The sequence below is a fragment of the Candidatus Albibeggiatoa sp. nov. BB20 genome (assembly GCA_016744725.1).
Lineage (GTDB): Bacteria > Pseudomonadota > Gammaproteobacteria > Beggiatoales > Beggiatoaceae > Albibeggiatoa.
Window position 1 is genome coordinate 13,144 of record JADGDW010000033.1, and the last position, 18,301, is coordinate 31,444.

Consider the following 18,301-nt stretch of genomic DNA (forward strand, 5'->3'; position numbering starts at 1 on the left):
AATTAAGCTTGGCAAAAAAAAATGGAAGACGGCGCGTGATCGTTGAGACATTCATTTTTGAGGCACACCGATTCCATCCTATATTTTCGAGTTTTCCGAAATTTTGCGTAACGTGATTTAGTTCAATGCGGGAAATGTTGCTAAATATCCTGTATATCCCGCAGCATCTTTGATATTTCGTAGTTTTTCCTGATGACTATCTTCATAAGGATGTTGGATGGTACTCATCACATAAGCCCAGCCATTGATATTAGGATAAAAATAGATTCCTGTATTTTCACTGCCATACGGTGCGGTTTGAATTCGAGTCAAAGCTTTAGTTTTTAGATTATAAGCCCACACCATATCATTCTGATGTCCCGCTCCAGTATCTTCTCCAATAATCAAAGTCTGATAAGCTGACATATAAGTAATATTATCTGGGTTTGCAATTCCATTCACATCACATTCGTTTGCGGCTAATTCATTGTCATAAGATTGCATCTGTCCCATAACCAACGCTTGCATGTTTTGTGCGACATAATGGCTGTCAATGCGGGGTTCATAGCCCACGTCCAAACGATATACCGCTCCACATTTGTTGTAAGGTAATCGAATATGATTATAACCGCCGACATCAAAGCTAGGATTCGCCTTGCCTTTGCTTGCATTATCTTCCATGCCTTTAGCAATTTCACTGATAGAAAGATATAACTGTTTGGCTTCTGGATTAAATGCCAACCCTTCACCTTTGCGGAATTCTGTTGTTGCACCCAACATCGCAGCATAACGGCGGGTTTCTAGTGCCATCGCGGCTTTTTCCATTCCTGCATTAAGCTTTAAACAACGCTGATAACGACCATATTGATCGAATCGGTGTCCGACATTGATTGAGTTAAATCCATCGGGACATTGATTATCAGAATTAGGCATTACTTTGCTAAAAATATCGTTGAATGTAATATTATTATCTAAATACGCTTGTACTTCAGCATCAGACAAATGACCCAGTTGAATCCAATTTAATTTAGCTTGCCCACCATTATCTGCTTGGATTTGTTGCCATTGTGCGGCATATAATGTACCTGCACTCAACTCTCTTGGCTGATCTGCAACAAACATAAAGAAGCCCACATTCGTTCCATCATCAGCTAAATACACGGTTTTTTCATCAGGCATCACATAAGCCAGTTCAAAGGCTAAACGTCCCATTGCATAATGCTTTTTGACCTGTGTTGTGCCTGTTTTATCAATTAATTTGATTTCAATAATATGTCCGTAATCATAAGGATTTAGCTTAAGTAAATCACCTGCATAATATCTTGCCATCGGCTCGTAATAGCTATCAATGCGTCCTGTTTTTGTATTGTGTTGTGCTGCATCAGTTTCATATTCCTCACCTCCTAAATGGCTATTCCAAGGCGTAACACTACCCGCGCAGTGCATCCAGCCGCCTTTGATGCCTGAAAAATCAATCGGGCGCGTGGTCATGGCTGTTAACAAACCTGTATCGGTATTTTGATTGAGCTGCGTGAGATACATGACTCCGGGGCGATTTTCAAAGTGAGAGATCATAAACAATTTATCTTCAACAGGAATTAAAGACGAAAAGTCATTTTTATTACTCACAATTGGTTTGCCATCTGGCATGAGGATCGGTTGCACATTGGCATCTATCAGTTGGCCAAAGGTGTGTTTACCCAATTTTGTCCCAGAACGCAAAATGGTGTTGTATTGCACAGGATACGTTTTGCCATTAATAGTGACAGCAGGTGTGGTTTGTATTTGGCGTTTTGTTTGGTCGGTCATAGGCACATCGACGGATTCAAAAACTAATGTCGGTTCAACTGCATAAACCCAACATGACAATAACCACAATAAACCTATTTTGTAATACATTACGATTTCTCCAAACCCTGCATTATTGAACAGTTCTTTACCCAGTTTAAAACGATCTAAACCATTTGAAAGCCAAGATTTAAGTAATACGGCGTAAAATTTCTTCACCTTGGGAATGATGCAAAATCACGCCAAGAATGTGCAAAGCCAGTAATGTTAGCAAAGCATAAGCGGTATAGGTATGAACTTGTTCCGCCAATAGTGCCAAATCTAGATTTTTAGCAAAAATAGTCGGTAATGGATAGCTAAAAAACTTGACACTAAAGCCATTCATATTCGACACAGCATAACCACTCATCGGCATCAAAATCATACAAACATAGAGTAAAGAAGCCACGATATGCGCAACAACACGATTCATAACTGAGATGGTTTTAGGTAACGGCGGTGTCATGCTCACCCAACGCACCAGCAAACGTAACCACACCAAACCAAATACCAACACGCCTAAAGATTTATGCCATTCGTACAAAGCCCAAGGTTCACAATCTTTGTATTCAACCATGACAAAGCCAAGCACTAAAATGCTGCTGATAGCAATCATCATGATCCAGTGGATGACACGAAGTAGTGGATGATATTTTTTTACGGTCATGGCTATTGTCCTCATGAGATATAGGTTTTTTCATTATCATCAAAAAGAAGGCTTTGGCAAGTAATTTAACTGCAACTAAAGTTTTATTACATTGCTGAGAAATGAGAAATTATTTGCAGGAGAAAATTGAATTGATGCAGAGTAATGATACCATTCATTAAGTAAAATGATTTTTGAAATTTTAAGTTAAATTACAGTATAATTCGCGACACAGTTGTTTGTAATTTAAAAATAAGGATATTTCAAAGATACTGAACCACGCCATAGTATTGAAGGTTTAAATTGTACTAATGATTACTGGATGACATTAGACTCAGATGGCCTTGGGTATAAAGCAATGGTTATTTTACTGAAAACAGCGCAAAAATTTCAACTACCTGTAACTGTAAATGTGGTTGATGACACTGATCATGAGTTTTGTCGTTTAAATTGGATGATTAATCATAAGAAGCCAGCAGGCTAAACACTAAACAACCATCAACTTATAATCGATGGTTGTCTAGTAAGGAAAATACCCTTGTTTTCTATTCTGTAAACAAATATTGATTGAAAAATTGACTAACCCGCTCTTCAAAATCATCAGCACGGCGTAAATTAAACTGGGCATGTTCTAAATCGGGTTCAACCCATAATTGTTTAGGCTGTTTGGCCGTATCATGCAAGGCAACGCCTCCTTTTGGTGCTACAACAGAGTCTAGCCCACCGACTAAAATAAACACAGGTCTGGGTGAAATATCCGCAATCACATTAATTGGCGCGAGTTCATCCACATTAATATCAGCCGTTTTTTGAATGAAATATCCCATCATATCGGTATATGGAAAGCCTTCGAGATTAGTGAATTTTGCTAAACCTGCATCCGCTGTATCACGTAATGAACCGTAAGGACTTTGTGCTACAACCGCTTTAATCTGAGGATTGCTTGCCGCGTATAATAAACCAATCGATCCGCCCATTGAATTGCCGATTAAACCAATTTTCTCAGGGTCAACATCATCACAAGTCAGTAAATAATCATAAGCGGCTTGCACATCTTTCACTTCATGCTTGCCAAATGTAATCAAATCACCATCACTTTTCCCATGCGCACGGAACACAGGTAAAATCGCCCCATATCCATGTTTTTGCAACAAACTCGCAATATGGGCAGTTTCATATAAATAACCTTTATAACCATGCAACATAATAATAGATGCTTGATTTTGTGAAGGTAAATAAATCGCTTCTAAATTCATTCCATCACTGGTTTGCAATCTGATTTTTTCATAACCTTGCACATCAAATGCAGCGAAAATTTGATCTATTTGATTACTGGGTTGGTGGTCAATTGCCTCAGCACGGCTGCTTTTAGGATAATGAGTCAGTAACTGTGCAAATTGATAAGAAATCATCAACTGTCCAGTAATAACAATACAAATAAGAATTAAGATTGCAGTTGCGAGGATTTTAAGCCAAAATTTCATGATGTTTTCGGAGCCAATTGGTCAGGACGTACAGGAACATTTAATATCTCGTCAGCAGTGTCCGTGTCTACCAACGCATTGTGCTGATTATACAAGGGCTGCTCATAATCATTCCAACCTTTTACGCCTGTTTTAAGTGATTTAACCGATTGATAACCCATGAGCTGCATCACATAAGCGGCCAATACGCTGCGATTACCTGAACGACAAATAACAATAACTTCTTTATCTCGCGCGGCCACCAATGCTGGCACAGTATCTTCGTAACCATATTCACAAGCAGATTCTAAGATGCCCCGTGGCACATTCAATGATGGATTTAAATGCACATTTTCATATTCATAAGGTTCACGAATATCTAATAAAATTGGTGGATTATCAGACTCTAAGGCATCGGCTAAATCCCATGGCATTAACTCTTGTACTTGCGGTAAACAATCTTGCACTAAATCTTGGTAGCTTTTCATAGTCATTATTATAGGTATTGCGAATGTATTAGTATTTTAGAATAAATTAATATAATTAAACAACGGCTTTTTATATTTTGGAGCTATGAATTGTTTGATGATAGGCTATCATCCCAATAGAAAAATAATAATCCTAAAAACTATAAAGTTATTTTTTACTCTATCCTAAATTGTTCAATACTATTTGCTGCCATTTTCTTATTTCAATTGAGCAGTATAATTAATCTAATACAAGGTTTTTAAACATGTTACGTTTCGCAATATTCACTTATTTGGTGTTGATGATGAGCTTTACACATGCTTCTGAAATGCAAAAATTAGTTGATGCAAACAGCCGCTTTGCGCTGGACATCTATGCACAATTGCGTAGTGAATCTGGTAATTTATTTTTTTCGCCTTATAGCATATCAACTGCTTTGGCGATGACTTATGCAGGCGCAAAATCAGATACGGCACTGCAAATGGCCAACACGCTACGTTTTTCTAATTTGGATAATGTGCATCAAGCTTATGCCGAATTACAGTCAGAACTTAAGCAATTACAACAAAATGGACATGCTAAATTGAATACAGTTAATGCAATTTGGTATGAACAGCATTATACGATTAAGCCAGATTATCAAACCTTGATTGAAAAGAACTACGCCACAGCAGATAGCAAGGTTTTAAATAAAGCTGATTTTCTGCATCAAGCTCAAACGGTTCGCAAACAGATCAATCATTGGGTAGAAACACACACTCAGGATAAAATTAAAAACCTGCTTGGTTCTGACGCAATCACGCCTGATACCATTGCTGCGTTGGTGAATGCAATTTACTTTAAAGCGGCTTGGCTACATGCGTTTAAAGCGTCGGAAACTGAAAAAAAAGCGTTTTATCTTAATGCTAAACAAAATAAGCCTGTTGATATGATGCAGCAAACCAAGTCCTTCGGTTACATGGAAAATGAGTTATTGCAATTGCTGGTATTGCCTTACCAACGTAATGATTTATCCATGTTGATCTTATTGCCAAAACAGCAGCAAGGTTTAGCTGAGTTAGAACAGGGTTTTAATTTGAAAAATTTAGCATTATGGTTGACTCAATTGCATGATGTGAAAATCGACCTAACATTGCCTAAATTTCGTATTGAATCTAGTTTTGACTTGGTTAAAACTTTACAGGAGTTAGGTATGCGTAAGGCGTTTGATACTCAACAGGCTAATTTTACAGGCATGATTGATTCCAAAGATAAATTTGCAATTTCCGCCGTTATACATAAAGCGTTTATTGATTTAGATGAAAAAGGCACGGAAGCAGCTGCAGCAACGGCAGTTATCATGACCCGCTCGGGAATGCTTGAACGTCATCCCAAACCCACAATTGAGTTCAAAGCTAACCATCCATTTTTGTTTTTAATTAAAGATAACACCACACACAGTCTTTTATTTCTAGGCAGAATCACTGACCCCACACAATAATGAATCCCAGTGAAATGTGTAAATGCGGCTCACCATTGGTTGGCGGCAATACAACATTGGTAACAATGTTCGCCAACCTTGCAAAGGTTGGATACGCTCAATTGCAAGCTTCCAATTTCTCATGTGCTTCTTATATTTACTGGGGATTTGGATGCTAACCTAATTCGGCAGACCATTTGAGTAACTTGCTAATATAGCTGAAATAGCCCCTTATTTTCCCTCCTCTATTGCTCTCTCCTCAACTTCTGTGGCAACACTATTGTTAAAAGTAGTTTATTAAAAAATCAAGCTATTATTATTTTAATTAATTCTAGAATTAACTTATTTCAGCAATAATCAAAGGTCTATTTTATCTTATGACCAAGGGAGGAAATTCAGTGTTATCACAGAGCTGGCAAGCTGTTCACTGATATGTCACACTATGAGCAATGGTGCTAAATTCTGCAATTTATCACCATCATAAAAATTAAATCATAGTTAATGAACATCCAAAGGAAATAAGCAATGTGTATCTTTTTCATTATTCTGCTTATACCCGCTATCACTCAAGCTGAAGTGATCCTCAATGGCAGACCTATGGCAAAAAATATAGATATTGCTTACGAAATTAGACAAGAATTTGGCCAAACAGTCGGTGATAATTTATTCCATACTTTTGAAACTTTTAACCTGTATGAAGGTGAAACCGCACATTTTTCTGGCCAAGACCATATTCAAAATATTATTACAAGAGTGATTGGTGGTGAAGCCAGTTTTATTGATGGGACTTTACGCTCCAGTATTCCCAATGCCGATTTCTATTTTTTAAATCCCTATGGTGCAGTTATTGGTGAACATGCACAACTGAAAACCTTAGGCAGCTTTCATTTATCCACCGCTGACTATATTAAATTAGCCGATAACGGTGAATTTCATGCCCGATTTCCTGAGCGGGATATTTTAAGTGTCGCGCCAATTACTCAATTTGGTTTTTTAACTGATAAACCCGCACCGATTACAGCTATTGGTGCAGGTGAAATTCCTCAAGAGATTGCCCAAACTTTCTATGACGATACGAATAAATTCTTATTTGAAAAAACCCGATTCCAATTACCTGAACAACAAACTATGTCTCTGATTGGAGGCGAAATTAATATCAATGGTGGCTATTTCTACAAAACAGATGATGAACGTTTACAGGGGCAAAATACACTTTTACCTGCAATGTATTTCCCCTCAGGACGTTTCAATTTAGTCAGTGTGGGTTCAAGCGGTGAGGTGAGTTTACAAGATAAAGGGATTCAATTAACTGGATTTTCCCAACTCGCTGATACGACACTAAATGACATCCATATTGCCAATGTGGGGAAGGATGGCGATGTTTTCATCTACGCCGAACAACTGCATTTTAATAATAGTGGTATCAGCTCTGATGACTATTTAGCCAAAGGTGATGCTGGAAGTGTGTCAATCCAAACCCGTAGTGATGTGAATTTTGACCATGTTTTTTTAAATTCAGATGCCTCTAGCGAAGGTAATGCAGGCAGCATATTAATTAATAGCCAAGGTGATGTGAATTTTGTTGATACGGAATTACATTCTGATAGTTTTGGTGTGGGTGAAGGTGATTCTGGCAATATCGAAGTCCAAAGCCAAGGAGACATTAATTTTACCAATAGCAATTTATATTTTGATAATTTAGGTGAAGGTAAAGCAGGTGATGTATTTATTAAAAGTGGCGCGGATATTAATTTTGATAATGTACATATCTCATCTAGTGTCACAGGCATAGGTAGCTCTGGCAATATCAATATTGAAAGTCAGGGCGATACTAATTTTTATTATCTGTATTTATATTCAAATGCGTATGGTGGTAGTGCTGGAGAGCTTTTTTTAGATAGTCGCAAAGATTTAAACATCACGCATTCACGTTTGGCTTTTGATAGTTTTGGGATAGGTGATGCGGGAGAAAGCTATTTACATAGCCAAGGCAATATTAACTTTACAGATGCTTATATTTCTTCCAATACCTATGGTGCTGGCAAGGCGGGTGATATAACTATGACCAGCCAAGAAGATATTAATTTTATTAAAAACAGCTATTTATTCTCTGTAACTTATGAGCAAGGTCATGCGGGTAATATTTCTTTGATTGCTGATAATTTAAATTTTACGAATACCACATCAGTGAGTTCAACTAGTTTTGGCGCAAAAAATACTCAAGGTGGCGATGCTGGTAACATTACAGTCAGAGTCAATGACAGGCTGCGGATTGCAGGAAATAAACAAGATGATAACGGGCTACCTAATGGCATATTCTCCAATTCCAGTGCTCAAGCGGTACACCGAATTGCAGGGCATGGTGGCAATATTGATATTGAGACCTCAAAACTATTATTAATTGATGGCGGCCAAATTGCAGTGACTTCCACAGCTCAACAAAATGCAACCAGCCAACAAGGTGGGGATATTTCAATTAAAGCCGATGAAATTAGCTTAATCGGAGTTAATTTGCACGGTGAAAATGAATATGGTTTTGGCAGTGGTATTTACGCCAGCAGTATTGGTTCGACAGATAATACAGGCGGTGCAGGACATATCAATATTACAGCGCAGAGAATGTTAATCAAAGAGGGTGCAGTCATTGAAAGTAGTACCAATAGTTATGCAGATGCAGGTAATATTAACATTGAACTCACAGAACAATTGGAAATTTCAGGTGATGCCAGTCAGGCTAAGTTATACGAACCTGGAGAAATTCAAAAAGCCTATTTAAATAACTATATACCTGATAATTATAATGAATCTACCAGCGGTATCTTTTCCAGTTCCATTAGCAAAACTGAAAAAGCAGGCAAAGGTGGGGAAATTACCATTCGTTCTCCTCAAATCTCGCTGAGTAATCAAGCAACAATCTCAACTTCAAGTCAGGGTGGCCAAGATGCTGGCGATATTGAGCTATTTGTTAAACAGCTTATTCTTAACGATCAAGCGCATATTTCTTCTGAAAGCAGTTTGAAAAATGATATTGAGGGTTATGCGGTGGCAACACCACAACTTAATGTTGGAGATATGGTAGAAGTATTAAGCTCTAGTAGAGGTGGAACAGTGACATTAAGATATATCGCAACAGAAACAGGCTTCAATCCGATACACCCTATCTTTCATGTTGAAAATGAAACCGATTTAGAATCTATCCAACGTGCGAAACATGGTGAAATTGCCTTAGTTACTTCTAGCCAACAACGATTTATGTTTGACAACGAAAAAAACTGGATCCCTTTATTTGATACCGAAGGCATTGCTCAAAATTTGGATGAAGACAGTACTGTGTTTGATGAATTACAGTCTAAATTTTTTAAAACCCAACAAGATATCCCTTATCCAGAAGGCAGTTTATTTTTAGTCAAAACCAAAGCTGGGAATCAACTTTATGCCTATGAAATCACAACTTATAAGTATCCAAACCAAACCTCTTACCAAGGCTCTTTAGAAAAATTAAACCATTATTTAATCAATGATGTTAATGAGTTAAATGAATTGGAACGAAATTATGATTTGATTACAGGCAATACCGCTATAGTCAAAAATATTAACAGTGAAGAATATTATTACTCTGGCAATGAATGGATACATATTGGCCGAAAACAGCAAATCGACTCGGTTGGCGCATTAGACTCGGTGCAACGTTCTGAACCCGGATTTACCTTTTTAAATTTGGATAATGGAAGCGAACTGATTTTCACAGGTACAAACTGGATACCATTAACTTCTAGAACAATCGTGGATACGGAACAACAGCGGGATACTTTATCTGCCCAAAATGGGGATATGGTTACAATTAGAGGGGCTGCAACAAATTTTTTCTATAATAATAGTGAATGGAATAAGCAAGCCAAGGGTGGTAATGCAGGTCTGATTCATATTGAAGCCGAGACCATTCAACTATTTAATCATTCCGAAATCACAACTGAATCAATTAGTGCAGGTGGTGGTGCAATTAATTTGAATATTACTCATCAGCTATTTTTACCGCAAAACTCTCAGATAACAACCAGCGTTCAACATGGCATTTTAAATGGCGGGGATTTATCCATCACTACGCCAACCTTTACCATTTTGGATCAAGGAAATATTCTTGCACAAGCTTATGAAGGTAATGGCGGCAATATTCAAATTACAACCAGTGGCTACTTTGTCTCACCCTATAGTAATATTAGTGCTTCATCTCAGTTTGGCTTAGATGGACACATTCACATTGATGCTCTAGGTTCATTAAACAATGAGGCTCTTGGCGCATTACCAAACAGCTTTTTTAACACCGATATTAATTTTAAACCAAGCTGTAATACAGATGATGGAAGTAGCTTTAGCTTAACCCCAAATGTGGGCATTGCTAATGTTGCATTAGATTGGCGATCTGCACATGAGTGGTAAGCAGACAATCACACTAAGAAAGCAAATAGTCAATTGTCTGTAAATTGCAGTGCATATTAGGATTGCCTACCCTCAAATAGCAAGCAATCCTAATAAACTGATTCAAATGGCTTTAGCTTTTACGAAAATGCAAAATGCCCCAAGCTAAATAATTTTTCTTACCTGCTTCAATCCAATGGCTTAAGCCAACTTTCATGCGTTCGACGTAATCTAAATTGCACACCTTGACCATTTCATCATGGCGGCTTTCTAATTCACGCAATACATAGCTATAGTGATTGATCAATTGTTCAGTCATTTCAATCGTGTTGACTGTTGCTAAACCTAAGCCATTTGCAGTTTCTTGATAAAATCCAATTGAACCGAGCGTTGCTAAATGAATTCGATCTAAAACTGGCTGCAATACGCCTTTAGGACAATCATTACTTTGCATCGGATCAGTAAAGGCAAAATCACCGCCCACCTTTAATACCCGCGCCACTTCCTGAATAACTAATTCACGTTGCCCACTATGCAAAATCGCATCTTGTGAAACCACTGCATCATATTCAGCATCGGCGAAAGGAATGGCTTCAAAACTACCATCTGTTACAGAAATTTTATCCGCCAAACCCATTTTTTCAGTCAATTCACGATTGCGCTGATTTTGGATTTCACTGAGATTTAAACAATCTACTTTACAGCCATAGGTTTTTGCTAAATAACGTGCTGTGCCACCGTAGCCAGAACCAATATCCAACACTTTTTTGCTGCTGTCTAAGTTCAATTGTTCCGCTAATTTAATCACCGTGCGATGGCTAGCTTCAAAAATGGAATCGGCTTCTGGCGTTTGATACAAGCCGATATGAATATCTTCACCACCCCAAATCGCAGCATAAAAATTATCTGCATCATTACTATTGTAATAATCACGAGATGTTTCAACAACTTCAGAATATTCAGCCATGATTAAGCATTTGCTCCTTGATCTTCATTATCATATTTTTTTTCGGCAACATGGATAAAGAAATCAGGGTCTTTACTACGATGGGTTTCTTGGAAATCGGCATAAGTTGATATAGTTTGAAAACCAACGTTCTGCATTAAGCCTTTTACATAATCTTTGCGCAGCGGAAACATATTTAAATGATAAACTGACTTATCGCTAGAAAACTCATATCTAAATCGTGCTAAACCATCATCAATATGTTCTGGTTCAGCTTTCACATTATCACCACAATAATAATAAGTATGTTTCGAGGTAAATCCTTTATCTAAAATGCCATCATAATTCCGTTGATCTAAAATTAAAATGCCATCATGATTCAATGCTGCATAAAATTCAGCCAATGCTTTACGGCGATCGCGCTCTGAAAATAAATGTGTGAATGAATTACCTAAACAGATAACCGCATCATATTTACCATGTACATCTCGGTTTAACCAACGCCAATCTGCTTGCACTGTACGTAAAATCATATTATGTTTACAGCCATTTTCAAAGGCTTTGGCTAACATTTCTGGGCTGCCGTCTGCACTCACTACTTCAAATCCTGCTTTACGCAAACGAACTGAATGAAAACCCGTACCCGTTGCCACATCTAAGATTTTTTTTGCGCCACGTTTACGCAATTCTTCAATGAAAAAATCACCTTCACTTTCTGAACGCGCTTCCCAGTCAATAAGTTCATCCCATCTTTCTACAAATGATTGAACATATTCTGATTTATATTTTCCTGTTTCGCGAACTTCAGTCGGATTATCGCCATAATTTTGACGCTCAGGGTGCTTTTCATTAGGGACAGTCATAGGTGTTCCTCCATTTATGATAGTAAGCAGATTGGCTGTGAATAATAATATGTTGATATAAAAGAGAGGACATAGATGAGAATAAAACGCAGTACAGTCGCTGCTACTATCCTAAACAATAGATTAAGATTAATATGGAAAAAGCGAGAGATTAACATCCTGTTAATTAAGTCTGAGATTCAACACAATTCAACATAATAGCGTAATTCATACCTTATTTAAAGTTTTGTAAATTAAAGACATTTTTTGAAAACCTTTATTTAGCTGTTTAAAATCATAGGCTTAAAACTTTCATGGGAAATCAGGTTTAAAATGAAAGATTAGACTTAGTCAACTGAAAAACCTAGCATTTTAAATTTTTTCTGTAAACCTTGCTGATTAGCTGATAATTTGATTTTTAAGCTACTAAATTCACGGCGTACAGGATAAGTTTTGCGCAATTGGTCAAAGTAAATCGCTGGATTGGGATGATGTAACATTTGGCGTAATAAAGCATCATCTTGACGCACATCATAGCAGGCAGTCACTGCCATTAGCAGAGCTTCAGTTTCGCTGGTTTGTTCTGAAAAGTGTAATTCTGTTACATTGGGTTGCGGCAAATAATCTTTGGCTTGCCAAGAGGCGGTATGTTGAAAATATTGACACACAGCGATGTATAACATTTCCGTGCCGCGCAATTTTCCATCAAGACTGTAACCTGCAATGTGAGGAGTGGCAATAATGGCTTTTTGCATCAGAAAGGGATTTATTGACGGTTCATGTGGCCAAACATCCAGCACCACGCTTAATTGAGGGCGGTTGATTAAACTGTAAGCCATTGCGGATTCATCAACGACATCGCCACGGGAAATATTCAATAAAATGGTGTCATCCGTTAATTGATGTAAAAAAGTTTGATTAACTAAGTGATAGGTTGGATAAAGTCCTGATTTTTCCAGTGGGACATGTAAAGTTACAATATCTGCTTGTAGTACGGTTTCTAAATCAACAAACGTTTCCGTGTTGTTTTGAGCTGCTTGCAGAGGTGGATCATTGACTAGGCAATGGACACCTAATGCTTGTAATTTTTGCAATACGTTTGAGCCAACATTACCGCAACCGATAATGCCTACGGTTTTATCCCTCAATTCGAAATTATTCTGTTGGCCAAGCACCAATAAGGTACTTATCACATATTCAGCCGCAGAGTTTGCATTACACCCTGGTGCGCTGGCAAAGCCAATATTATTTTGACGTAAGTAGTCTAAGTCAATATGGTCAAAGCCAATTGTAGCTGTACCAACAAAGCATACTTTACTGCCTTTTAATAATTGTTTATCTACTTTTGTGACTGAACGCACCAGTAAAATATCAATATCTGTTAAATCTTGCGGGGTAATATTACGTCCTTCAATCGTATGGACATCGCCAATAGTAGAGAACGCGGAAACGACTAGAGGAATATTCTCGTCAGCTAATATGTTCATTTTTTTATTAATCAATGCGGAATGGAGTGCTGGAGGAAACTCATATTATGGTTTATAAAGAGGATATTAATATATCAAGCAGAGCTTGAGAGGTTCAACCATGTGCATGAGATATTTTCCTAGAAGGTGCTATCTAAGTTTATAAGTATACAATGCTAATAGGAGATAGTCATTTTAGTCACTTGAGCAGTGCGATGGATTCATCAACAAACAGATATTAAAACTATTTTGTGTGTAATTGCTGCATCGCTTTTTCATAAGAAGTGCCACCAGATAGGACTAAAGGCATCACATCGGCCAAACGCTCAATTGCATTATCAATAGAAATATATTCATCTTGACTGGGTGGTTTTAGAACATAATTCACCACTTCAGCACGATTACCCGGATGATCGATACCAATTCTAGCACGTATAAATTGCTGTGTACCTAAATGTGCAATCGTATCTTTTAAACCATTATGACCACCTGCACCACCGCCTTTTTTTAAACGTGCTGTGCCGCAAGGTAAATCCAGTTCGTCATGTACAACAAGAATTTGTTCGGGAGTAATCTTATAAAATTTAGCTAATGCACCAATCGCTTGCCCACTTTTATTCATAAATGTGCTGGGCTTTAATAGCCAACATGAGTGACCCACTAAAGTCACACGACACACTTCACCATGAAATTTAGCTTCTTGGCGAAATTGCTCACGTGCTTGCTCAGCCAGTTTATCCACTAACCAAAAGCCCGCATTGTGCCGTGTGTTCTCGTAACGTGAACCTGGATTACCCAAGCCCACGATTAATGCAATAGACATTACTCAGCGACTACTTCTTCCGTTGCTTCAGCTTCATCGTCATCACTGCCACCACGTTTTTGAATTGAGGCAACAGGTAAATCAGATTCTTCACCTTTGACAAGACCTGGAATCACAACACCTTCTGGTAAGGTTAAGTCAGAAAGATGTAACGTTTGACCCACATCCATTTCTAACATATCTACTTCAAGATATTCAGGTAAGTCTTTAGGTAAACAGTGAATTTCAACTTCTGATGTTTGGTGGAAAATGCTACCGCCACCCATTTTCACGCCGACACAAGCCATTTCGTTGGTAAAGTGCAATGGTATGTTCATGTGAAGTTTTTCAGATTCGTTAACCCGTTGTAAATCAACATGTAAAATCGTTGGTTTGTATGGATGACGTTGTAAGTCTTTTAGTACTGCACGTTCTGTTTTGCCTTCCAACTGTACCGTTAAAATATGGTTGTAAAATGCTTCGTGTTTTAAGCTTTTGCCTAATTCATTCGCAGACAACATGATGGAAGTTGGTTCTTGATGTGAACCATATAAGATTGCAGGTACTTTGCCTTCACGGCGAAGGCGGCGGCTCGCACCTTTCCCCAAATCGCTGCGAAGTTCTGCAATTAATTCAAATTGAGCTGTTGACATTAAATGTCTCCTAAAATAAAAAAAGCCCCATAAGTGGGACAGTAAGCCGTTCTACTCTTTCGCGACCAAAAAGTAAAACAATTAATTATCAAATTGGTAACCGAATATTTGGATGTCTTTTTTATAAATCTTTGATACTTTTTCGCATGTTATATCATTATAATATTGGCGATAATCACCTTTTGACTTTGACTGATTTTCATGCCCAAAGTTTTCTAATGGGATATCTAAAGTGTGAAAAACATGCGTAATATCTTCTTGTAAAGTCTCAAACCGTCCTAAATAATCAAGCTGATTCAAGTCTATAAGCCTACTTTGTAAACGTAAATGTGAATCACAAGAGCTAATATCTAAGCTGGCAACAAAACTTACAAAATGTTCAAAAGATTGCATTTTCTCTAAGGTATGTGGATCAAAATTAAAATGGTTGCCATTAATAATTTTGCTAAACCAACAAGAAGCCAACCGATCCCAAGGATTCCGCACAAATGCAAATTTATAGTAATCTTGATAAGTATTTATAGGATAATGAAGATTATAACAATGTTCTACATCTAAAGTAATATTGTTAGATAATAAATAGTTATACATGCTACGCGTTGCCACTTTGGCGACCCGAAACCACACAAAATGTTGCTCATGACTAATGGTCAAATTATAAGGATTCGCTGACGGGAAATAATGCTGTTGTGCAAGTAGCTTATAAATATTTATAACCTGTTGGCTATTTTTATCTAATTTATTTTTGTCATCAGATCGTGACTTTAATTTTTGCCCTGACAAAGATTCCAAATTTAGGTTTTTAAATAATATTTCTAATTTTTTATGTAACCACCAAGAATATTGAGGGTGTTGCGGATAATGCTCGATGCAACGCTCCAAATATTGTAATGCTTGCCCCCAGTTTTGATGCGCCTCTGCAACTTTGGCAAGTCCAATCAAGGGGTCGACTTTATCTTCTAATATATTTAAAAGCTTTAAAAAAATCTGTTCAGCTTCTTTTAATTCATTGTTTGCATATAAGCAATTAGCAAAACCAATATATACCGAAGCAGGTTGCGATTTTTCTATAAATAATGCCTTTCGATAATATCCAATAGCAGTATGGATATCGTCTTGTTTTGCATAATTTTCCGCTTCGGTAATATAGTTTTGACTATTTAACATTCTATATCGGATTAAAGTTTACTCCATAAACATGGAGCTAACAGATTCTTCTTCAGAAATACGGCGCATGGTTTCTGCTAACATTTCAGCAGTACTTAATTGGCGAATTTTGCTGCATTGTTGAGCAGCTTCACTCAATGGAATCGTATCTGTGACAACCAATTCATCCATTTGTGAATGTTCAATATTATGCACGGCTTTACCTGATAAAACAGGATGTGTACAGTAGGCCATAACACGCACAGCACCATGTTCTTTTAGTGCATTTGCAGCCAGACATAATGTGCCTGCGGTATCAACTAAATCGTCTACCAACACACAAACACGACCTTCAACATCACCAATAATATTCATGACTTGAGCAACATTAGGACGTGGACGACGTTTATCAATAATTGCCAAATAAGCATCATCTAATTGTTTTGCAAACGCTCTAGCGCGTACTACACCACCAACATCGGGTGAAACTACCATTAGATTTTCATAATCATGTCGCCAGATATCACCTAATAAAATGGAGGATCCGTAAACATTATCGACAGGAATATCGAAAAAGCCTTGAATTTGATCAGCATGTAAATCGACAGTTAATACGCGATCAGCACCTGCTTCAGTAATCATATTGGCCACTAATTTTGCGGTCACAGGTACGCGGGCTGAACGAGGGCGACGATCTTGGCGGGAGTAACCAAAATAGGGAATTACAGTGGTAATGCGTCCTGCAGAAGAACGTCTGACAGTATCCACTAATACTAATAATTCCATTAAGTTATCATTGGTAGGTCTACAGGTGGGTTGCACAATAAAGACATCTTTACCACGCACATTGTCTTGGATTTCAACACTGATTTCATCGTCACTAAAACGACCGACAGAAGCTCTGCCAAGGGGTATATTCAGGTATCCGACAATTGCTTTGGCTAACTCAGGGTTGGCACTACCCGTAAATACCATCATGCGGCTAGACATATTTGGAATTTCGCTTGTTGTATTGGTAGGTGAAATGGATGCTTAAGAAAATGGCTGGGGTACCTGGATTCGAACCAGGGCATGACGGGATCAAAACCCGTTGCCTTACCGCTTGGCTATACCCCAATAATTTGAGACTTATTATAACAAATATATTACAACTTGTTAACTACTGCAGGCGAACTATTTTTGCCTTGTGAAACAAAACCTTGCCACTTACTCGGAAGTGCTGCAAGTATCTGTTGTGCTTGCTCTTGTGTTTTACATTGCGTAAAGATACAAGCTCCTGTTCCTGTCATCTTAGCTTGGTTAAACTGGTCTAACCAATCCATTGCTTCCTTAACTTCAGGATAGAGATGACAAACTACAGATTCACAAACGTTTGAGCTGTGCCCTGCAAGAAAGTGCGCCATTGTAATGGGGTGTTTATTTCTTGTCAATAGTTTGTCTGAAAAAATTTCACCTGTTGCGACGTGACAGTTTGGATGAATTACTAAAAACCAATCTTCTGAAAGATTTATAGGCTGTAATTTTTCACCAATGCCCTCAGCCCATGCTGATTTTCCATAGATAAAGATAGGCACATCCGCGCCAAGTTGTATGCCTAGCTGTTGTAAAACCTGTTTTGATAGGTCTAATTCCCATAATTGATTCAGAGCCAATAAGGTTGTTGCTGCATTTGAACTGCCACCACCCAGACCGCCACCCATAGGAATTTTCTTGCGTAGTTGAATATCCGCACCTAATGAGGTTTGGGTGTGTTGCTGTAGCAGTTTGGCCGCTTTCACAATTAAATTATCTTCACTGGCTAAATCTGTATTGGTTTGACAATGAATCTTGCCATCATCCCGTACAGAAAAATCTAACTCATCACAATAGTCTATAAATTGAAAAATAGTTTGTAGCTCGTGATAACCATCAGGGCGACGACCTGTAATGTGTAGAAATAAATTAAGTTTGGCAGGCGCTAACCAAGTTTGTATTGTGTTCATATAATTTGCCAATATTTGTTTTTAGATGAGTATTTCTATCATTTATAGAATTCGTTATTTTTAAAGAGCTAAGCCCACCATACATCAAAGTCAATATCCAATTTAAGCTTGGCAAGGTTCTCCATGGTTATGTAGTCTAGCAATGGTCCACCATTACCAGAAGTAGATTCCCAAAAACAAGAAAGATTAGTTGTCCGACCTTGTTT

At 37.8% G+C, this 18,301-nt stretch carries 15 protein-coding genes and 1 tRNA gene; 3 read left to right on the forward strand and 13 right to left on the reverse strand.

The annotated features are described in order from the left end of the window. Positions 1–117: 117 nt before the first annotated feature. Both ABXH34_RS05705 and ABXH34_RS05710 read right to left on the reverse strand, forming a co-directional pair. Positions 118–1,986, reverse strand: coding sequence for a PhoX family protein (locus ABXH34_RS05705; RefSeq protein ID WP_353570903.1), 1,869 nt, complete (start codon positions 1,984–1,986; stop codon positions 118–120). Then, entirely contained in the window at positions 1,958–2,473 is a 516-nt protein-coding gene (locus ABXH34_RS05710) for a cytochrome b (RefSeq protein WP_353570904.1), read from the reverse strand. Before ABXH34_RS05710 ends, ABXH34_RS05705 begins: the two co-directional genes overlap by 29 nt. 301 nt (positions 2,474–2,774) lie before the next feature. Here ABXH34_RS05710 and ABXH34_RS05715 point away from each other — a divergent pair, with 301 nt between their 5' ends. Further along, positions 2,775–2,936, forward strand: a complete 162-nt coding sequence (locus ABXH34_RS05715; protein ID WP_353570905.1) for a hypothetical protein — start codon at positions 2,775–2,777, stop codon at positions 2,934–2,936. A 61-nt stretch (positions 2,937–2,997) separates the two neighbouring features. Here ABXH34_RS05715 and ABXH34_RS05720 read toward each other — a convergent pair whose 3' ends face one another. Together ABXH34_RS05720 and ABXH34_RS05725 are read right to left on the reverse strand one after the other, a co-directional pair. Next, positions 2,998–3,936, reverse strand: coding sequence for an alpha/beta hydrolase (locus ABXH34_RS05720; RefSeq protein ID WP_353570906.1), 939 nt, complete (start codon positions 3,934–3,936; stop codon positions 2,998–3,000). Beyond that, positions 3,933–4,409: a rhodanese-like domain-containing protein gene (locus tag ABXH34_RS05725; protein ID WP_353570907.1), complete on the reverse strand. Its 477-nt coding sequence runs from the start codon at positions 4,407–4,409 to the stop codon at positions 3,933–3,935. The genes ABXH34_RS05720 and ABXH34_RS05725 overlap by 4 nt, the downstream gene beginning before the upstream one ends. A 239-nt stretch (positions 4,410–4,648) precedes the next feature. Here ABXH34_RS05725 and ABXH34_RS05730 point away from each other — a divergent pair, with 239 nt between their 5' ends. Both ABXH34_RS05730 and ABXH34_RS05735 read left to right on the forward strand, forming a co-directional pair. Continuing rightward, entirely contained in the window at positions 4,649–5,863 is a 1,215-nt protein-coding gene (locus ABXH34_RS05730; protein WP_353570908.1) for a serpin family protein, read from the forward strand. Between the two features lie 504 nt (positions 5,864–6,367). Continuing rightward, positions 6,368–10,279 (forward strand): two-partner secretion domain-containing protein, encoded by a 3,912-nt coding sequence (locus ABXH34_RS05735; RefSeq protein WP_353570909.1) that lies wholly within the window; start codon positions 6,368–6,370, stop codon positions 10,277–10,279. 112 nt (positions 10,280–10,391) lie between these two features. Here the strand turns inward: ABXH34_RS05735 and ABXH34_RS05740 are convergent, their stop codons facing one another. The 9 genes from ABXH34_RS05740 to ispE form a co-directional block, all read right to left on the reverse strand. Next, positions 10,392–11,225 carry an SAM-dependent methyltransferase gene (locus tag ABXH34_RS05740; RefSeq protein ID WP_353570910.1) on the reverse strand — a complete coding sequence of 278 codons (834 nt, stop codon included), beginning with the start codon at positions 11,223–11,225 and terminating at the stop codon, positions 10,392–10,394. A gap of 2 nt (positions 11,226–11,227) precedes the next feature. Beyond that, the gene (locus tag ABXH34_RS05745; protein ID WP_353570911.1) at positions 11,228–12,067 is read right to left on the reverse strand and encodes a glycine/sarcosine N-methyltransferase; all 840 of its coding nucleotides are present in this window, start codon (positions 12,065–12,067) and stop codon (positions 11,228–11,230) included. A 326-nt stretch (positions 12,068–12,393) separates the two neighbouring features. Beyond that, positions 12,394–13,533 (reverse strand): 4-phosphoerythronate dehydrogenase PdxB, encoded by a 1,140-nt coding sequence (gene pdxB / locus ABXH34_RS05750; RefSeq protein ID WP_353570912.1) that lies wholly within the window; start codon positions 13,531–13,533, stop codon positions 12,394–12,396. Between the two features lie 223 nt (positions 13,534–13,756). After that, positions 13,757–14,335, reverse strand: coding sequence for an aminoacyl-tRNA hydrolase (gene pth / locus ABXH34_RS05755; RefSeq protein WP_353570913.1), 579 nt, complete (start codon positions 14,333–14,335; stop codon positions 13,757–13,759). Further along, positions 14,335–14,967 carry a 50S ribosomal protein L25/general stress protein Ctc gene (locus ABXH34_RS05760; RefSeq protein ID WP_353570914.1) on the reverse strand — a complete coding sequence of 211 codons (633 nt, stop codon included), beginning with the start codon at positions 14,965–14,967 and terminating at the stop codon, positions 14,335–14,337. The genes pth and ABXH34_RS05760 overlap by 1 nt, the downstream gene beginning before the upstream one ends. Positions 14,968–15,048: 81 nt before the next feature. Beyond that, entirely contained in the window at positions 15,049–16,134 is a 1,086-nt protein-coding gene (locus tag ABXH34_RS05765) for a sulfotransferase family 2 domain-containing protein (protein ID WP_353570915.1), read from the reverse strand. Between the two features lie 18 nt (positions 16,135–16,152). Then, on the reverse strand, positions 16,153–17,103 hold the full coding sequence (locus ABXH34_RS05770; protein WP_502710397.1) for a ribose-phosphate diphosphokinase: 951 nt from the start codon (positions 17,101–17,103) through the stop codon (positions 16,153–16,155). 51 nt (positions 17,104–17,154) lie between these two features. Continuing rightward, positions 17,155–17,229: transfer RNA gene (locus ABXH34_RS05775), tRNA-Gln, on the reverse strand. Between the two features lie 29 nt (positions 17,230–17,258). Next, positions 17,259–18,095, reverse strand: a complete 837-nt coding sequence (ispE, locus tag ABXH34_RS05780; RefSeq protein ID WP_353570916.1) for a 4-(cytidine 5'-diphospho)-2-C-methyl-D-erythritol kinase — start codon at positions 18,093–18,095, stop codon at positions 17,259–17,261. Between the last annotated feature and the right edge of the window lie 206 nt (positions 18,096–18,301).

Bases quoted from the DNA above. Each gene is read 5' to 3' on its own strand.
- ABXH34_RS05710 (WP_353570904.1), bottom strand. From the start codon at position 2,473: ATGACCGTAAAAAAATATCATCCACTACTTCGTGTCATCCACTGGATC.
- ABXH34_RS05715 (WP_353570905.1), top strand. From the start codon at position 2,775: ATGACATTAGACTCAGATGGCCTTGGGTATAAAGCAATGGTTATTTTA.
- ABXH34_RS05720 (WP_353570906.1), bottom strand. From the start codon at position 3,936: ATGAAATTTTGGCTTAAAATCCTCGCAACTGCAATCTTAATTCTTATT.
- ABXH34_RS05725 (WP_353570907.1), bottom strand. From the start codon at position 4,409: ATGACTATGAAAAGCTACCAAGATTTAGTGCAAGATTGTTTACCGCAA.
- ABXH34_RS05730 (WP_353570908.1), top strand. From the start codon at position 4,649: ATGTTACGTTTCGCAATATTCACTTATTTGGTGTTGATGATGAGCTTT.
- ABXH34_RS05735 (WP_353570909.1), top strand. From the start codon at position 6,368: ATGTGTATCTTTTTCATTATTCTGCTTATACCCGCTATCACTCAAGCT.
- ABXH34_RS05740 (WP_353570910.1), bottom strand. From the start codon at position 11,225: ATGGCTGAATATTCTGAAGTTGTTGAAACATCTCGTGATTATTACAAT.
- ABXH34_RS05745 (WP_353570911.1), bottom strand. From the start codon at position 12,067: ATGACTGTCCCTAATGAAAAGCACCCTGAGCGTCAAAATTATGGCGAT.
- pdxB (WP_353570912.1), bottom strand. From the start codon at position 13,533: ATGAACATATTAGCTGACGAGAATATTCCTCTAGTCGTTTCCGCGTTC.
- pth (WP_353570913.1), bottom strand. From the start codon at position 14,335: ATGTCTATTGCATTAATCGTGGGCTTGGGTAATCCAGGTTCACGTTAC.
- ABXH34_RS05760 (WP_353570914.1), bottom strand. From the start codon at position 14,967: ATGTCAACAGCTCAATTTGAATTAATTGCAGAACTTCGCAGCGATTTG.
- ABXH34_RS05765 (WP_353570915.1), bottom strand. From the start codon at position 16,134: ATGTTAAATAGTCAAAACTATATTACCGAAGCGGAAAATTATGCAAAA.
- ABXH34_RS05770 (WP_502710397.1), bottom strand. From the start codon at position 17,103: ATGTCTAGCCGCATGATGGTATTTACGGGTAGTGCCAACCCTGAGTTA.
- ispE (WP_353570916.1), bottom strand. From the start codon at position 18,095: ATGAACACAATACAAACTTGGTTAGCGCCTGCCAAACTTAATTTATTT.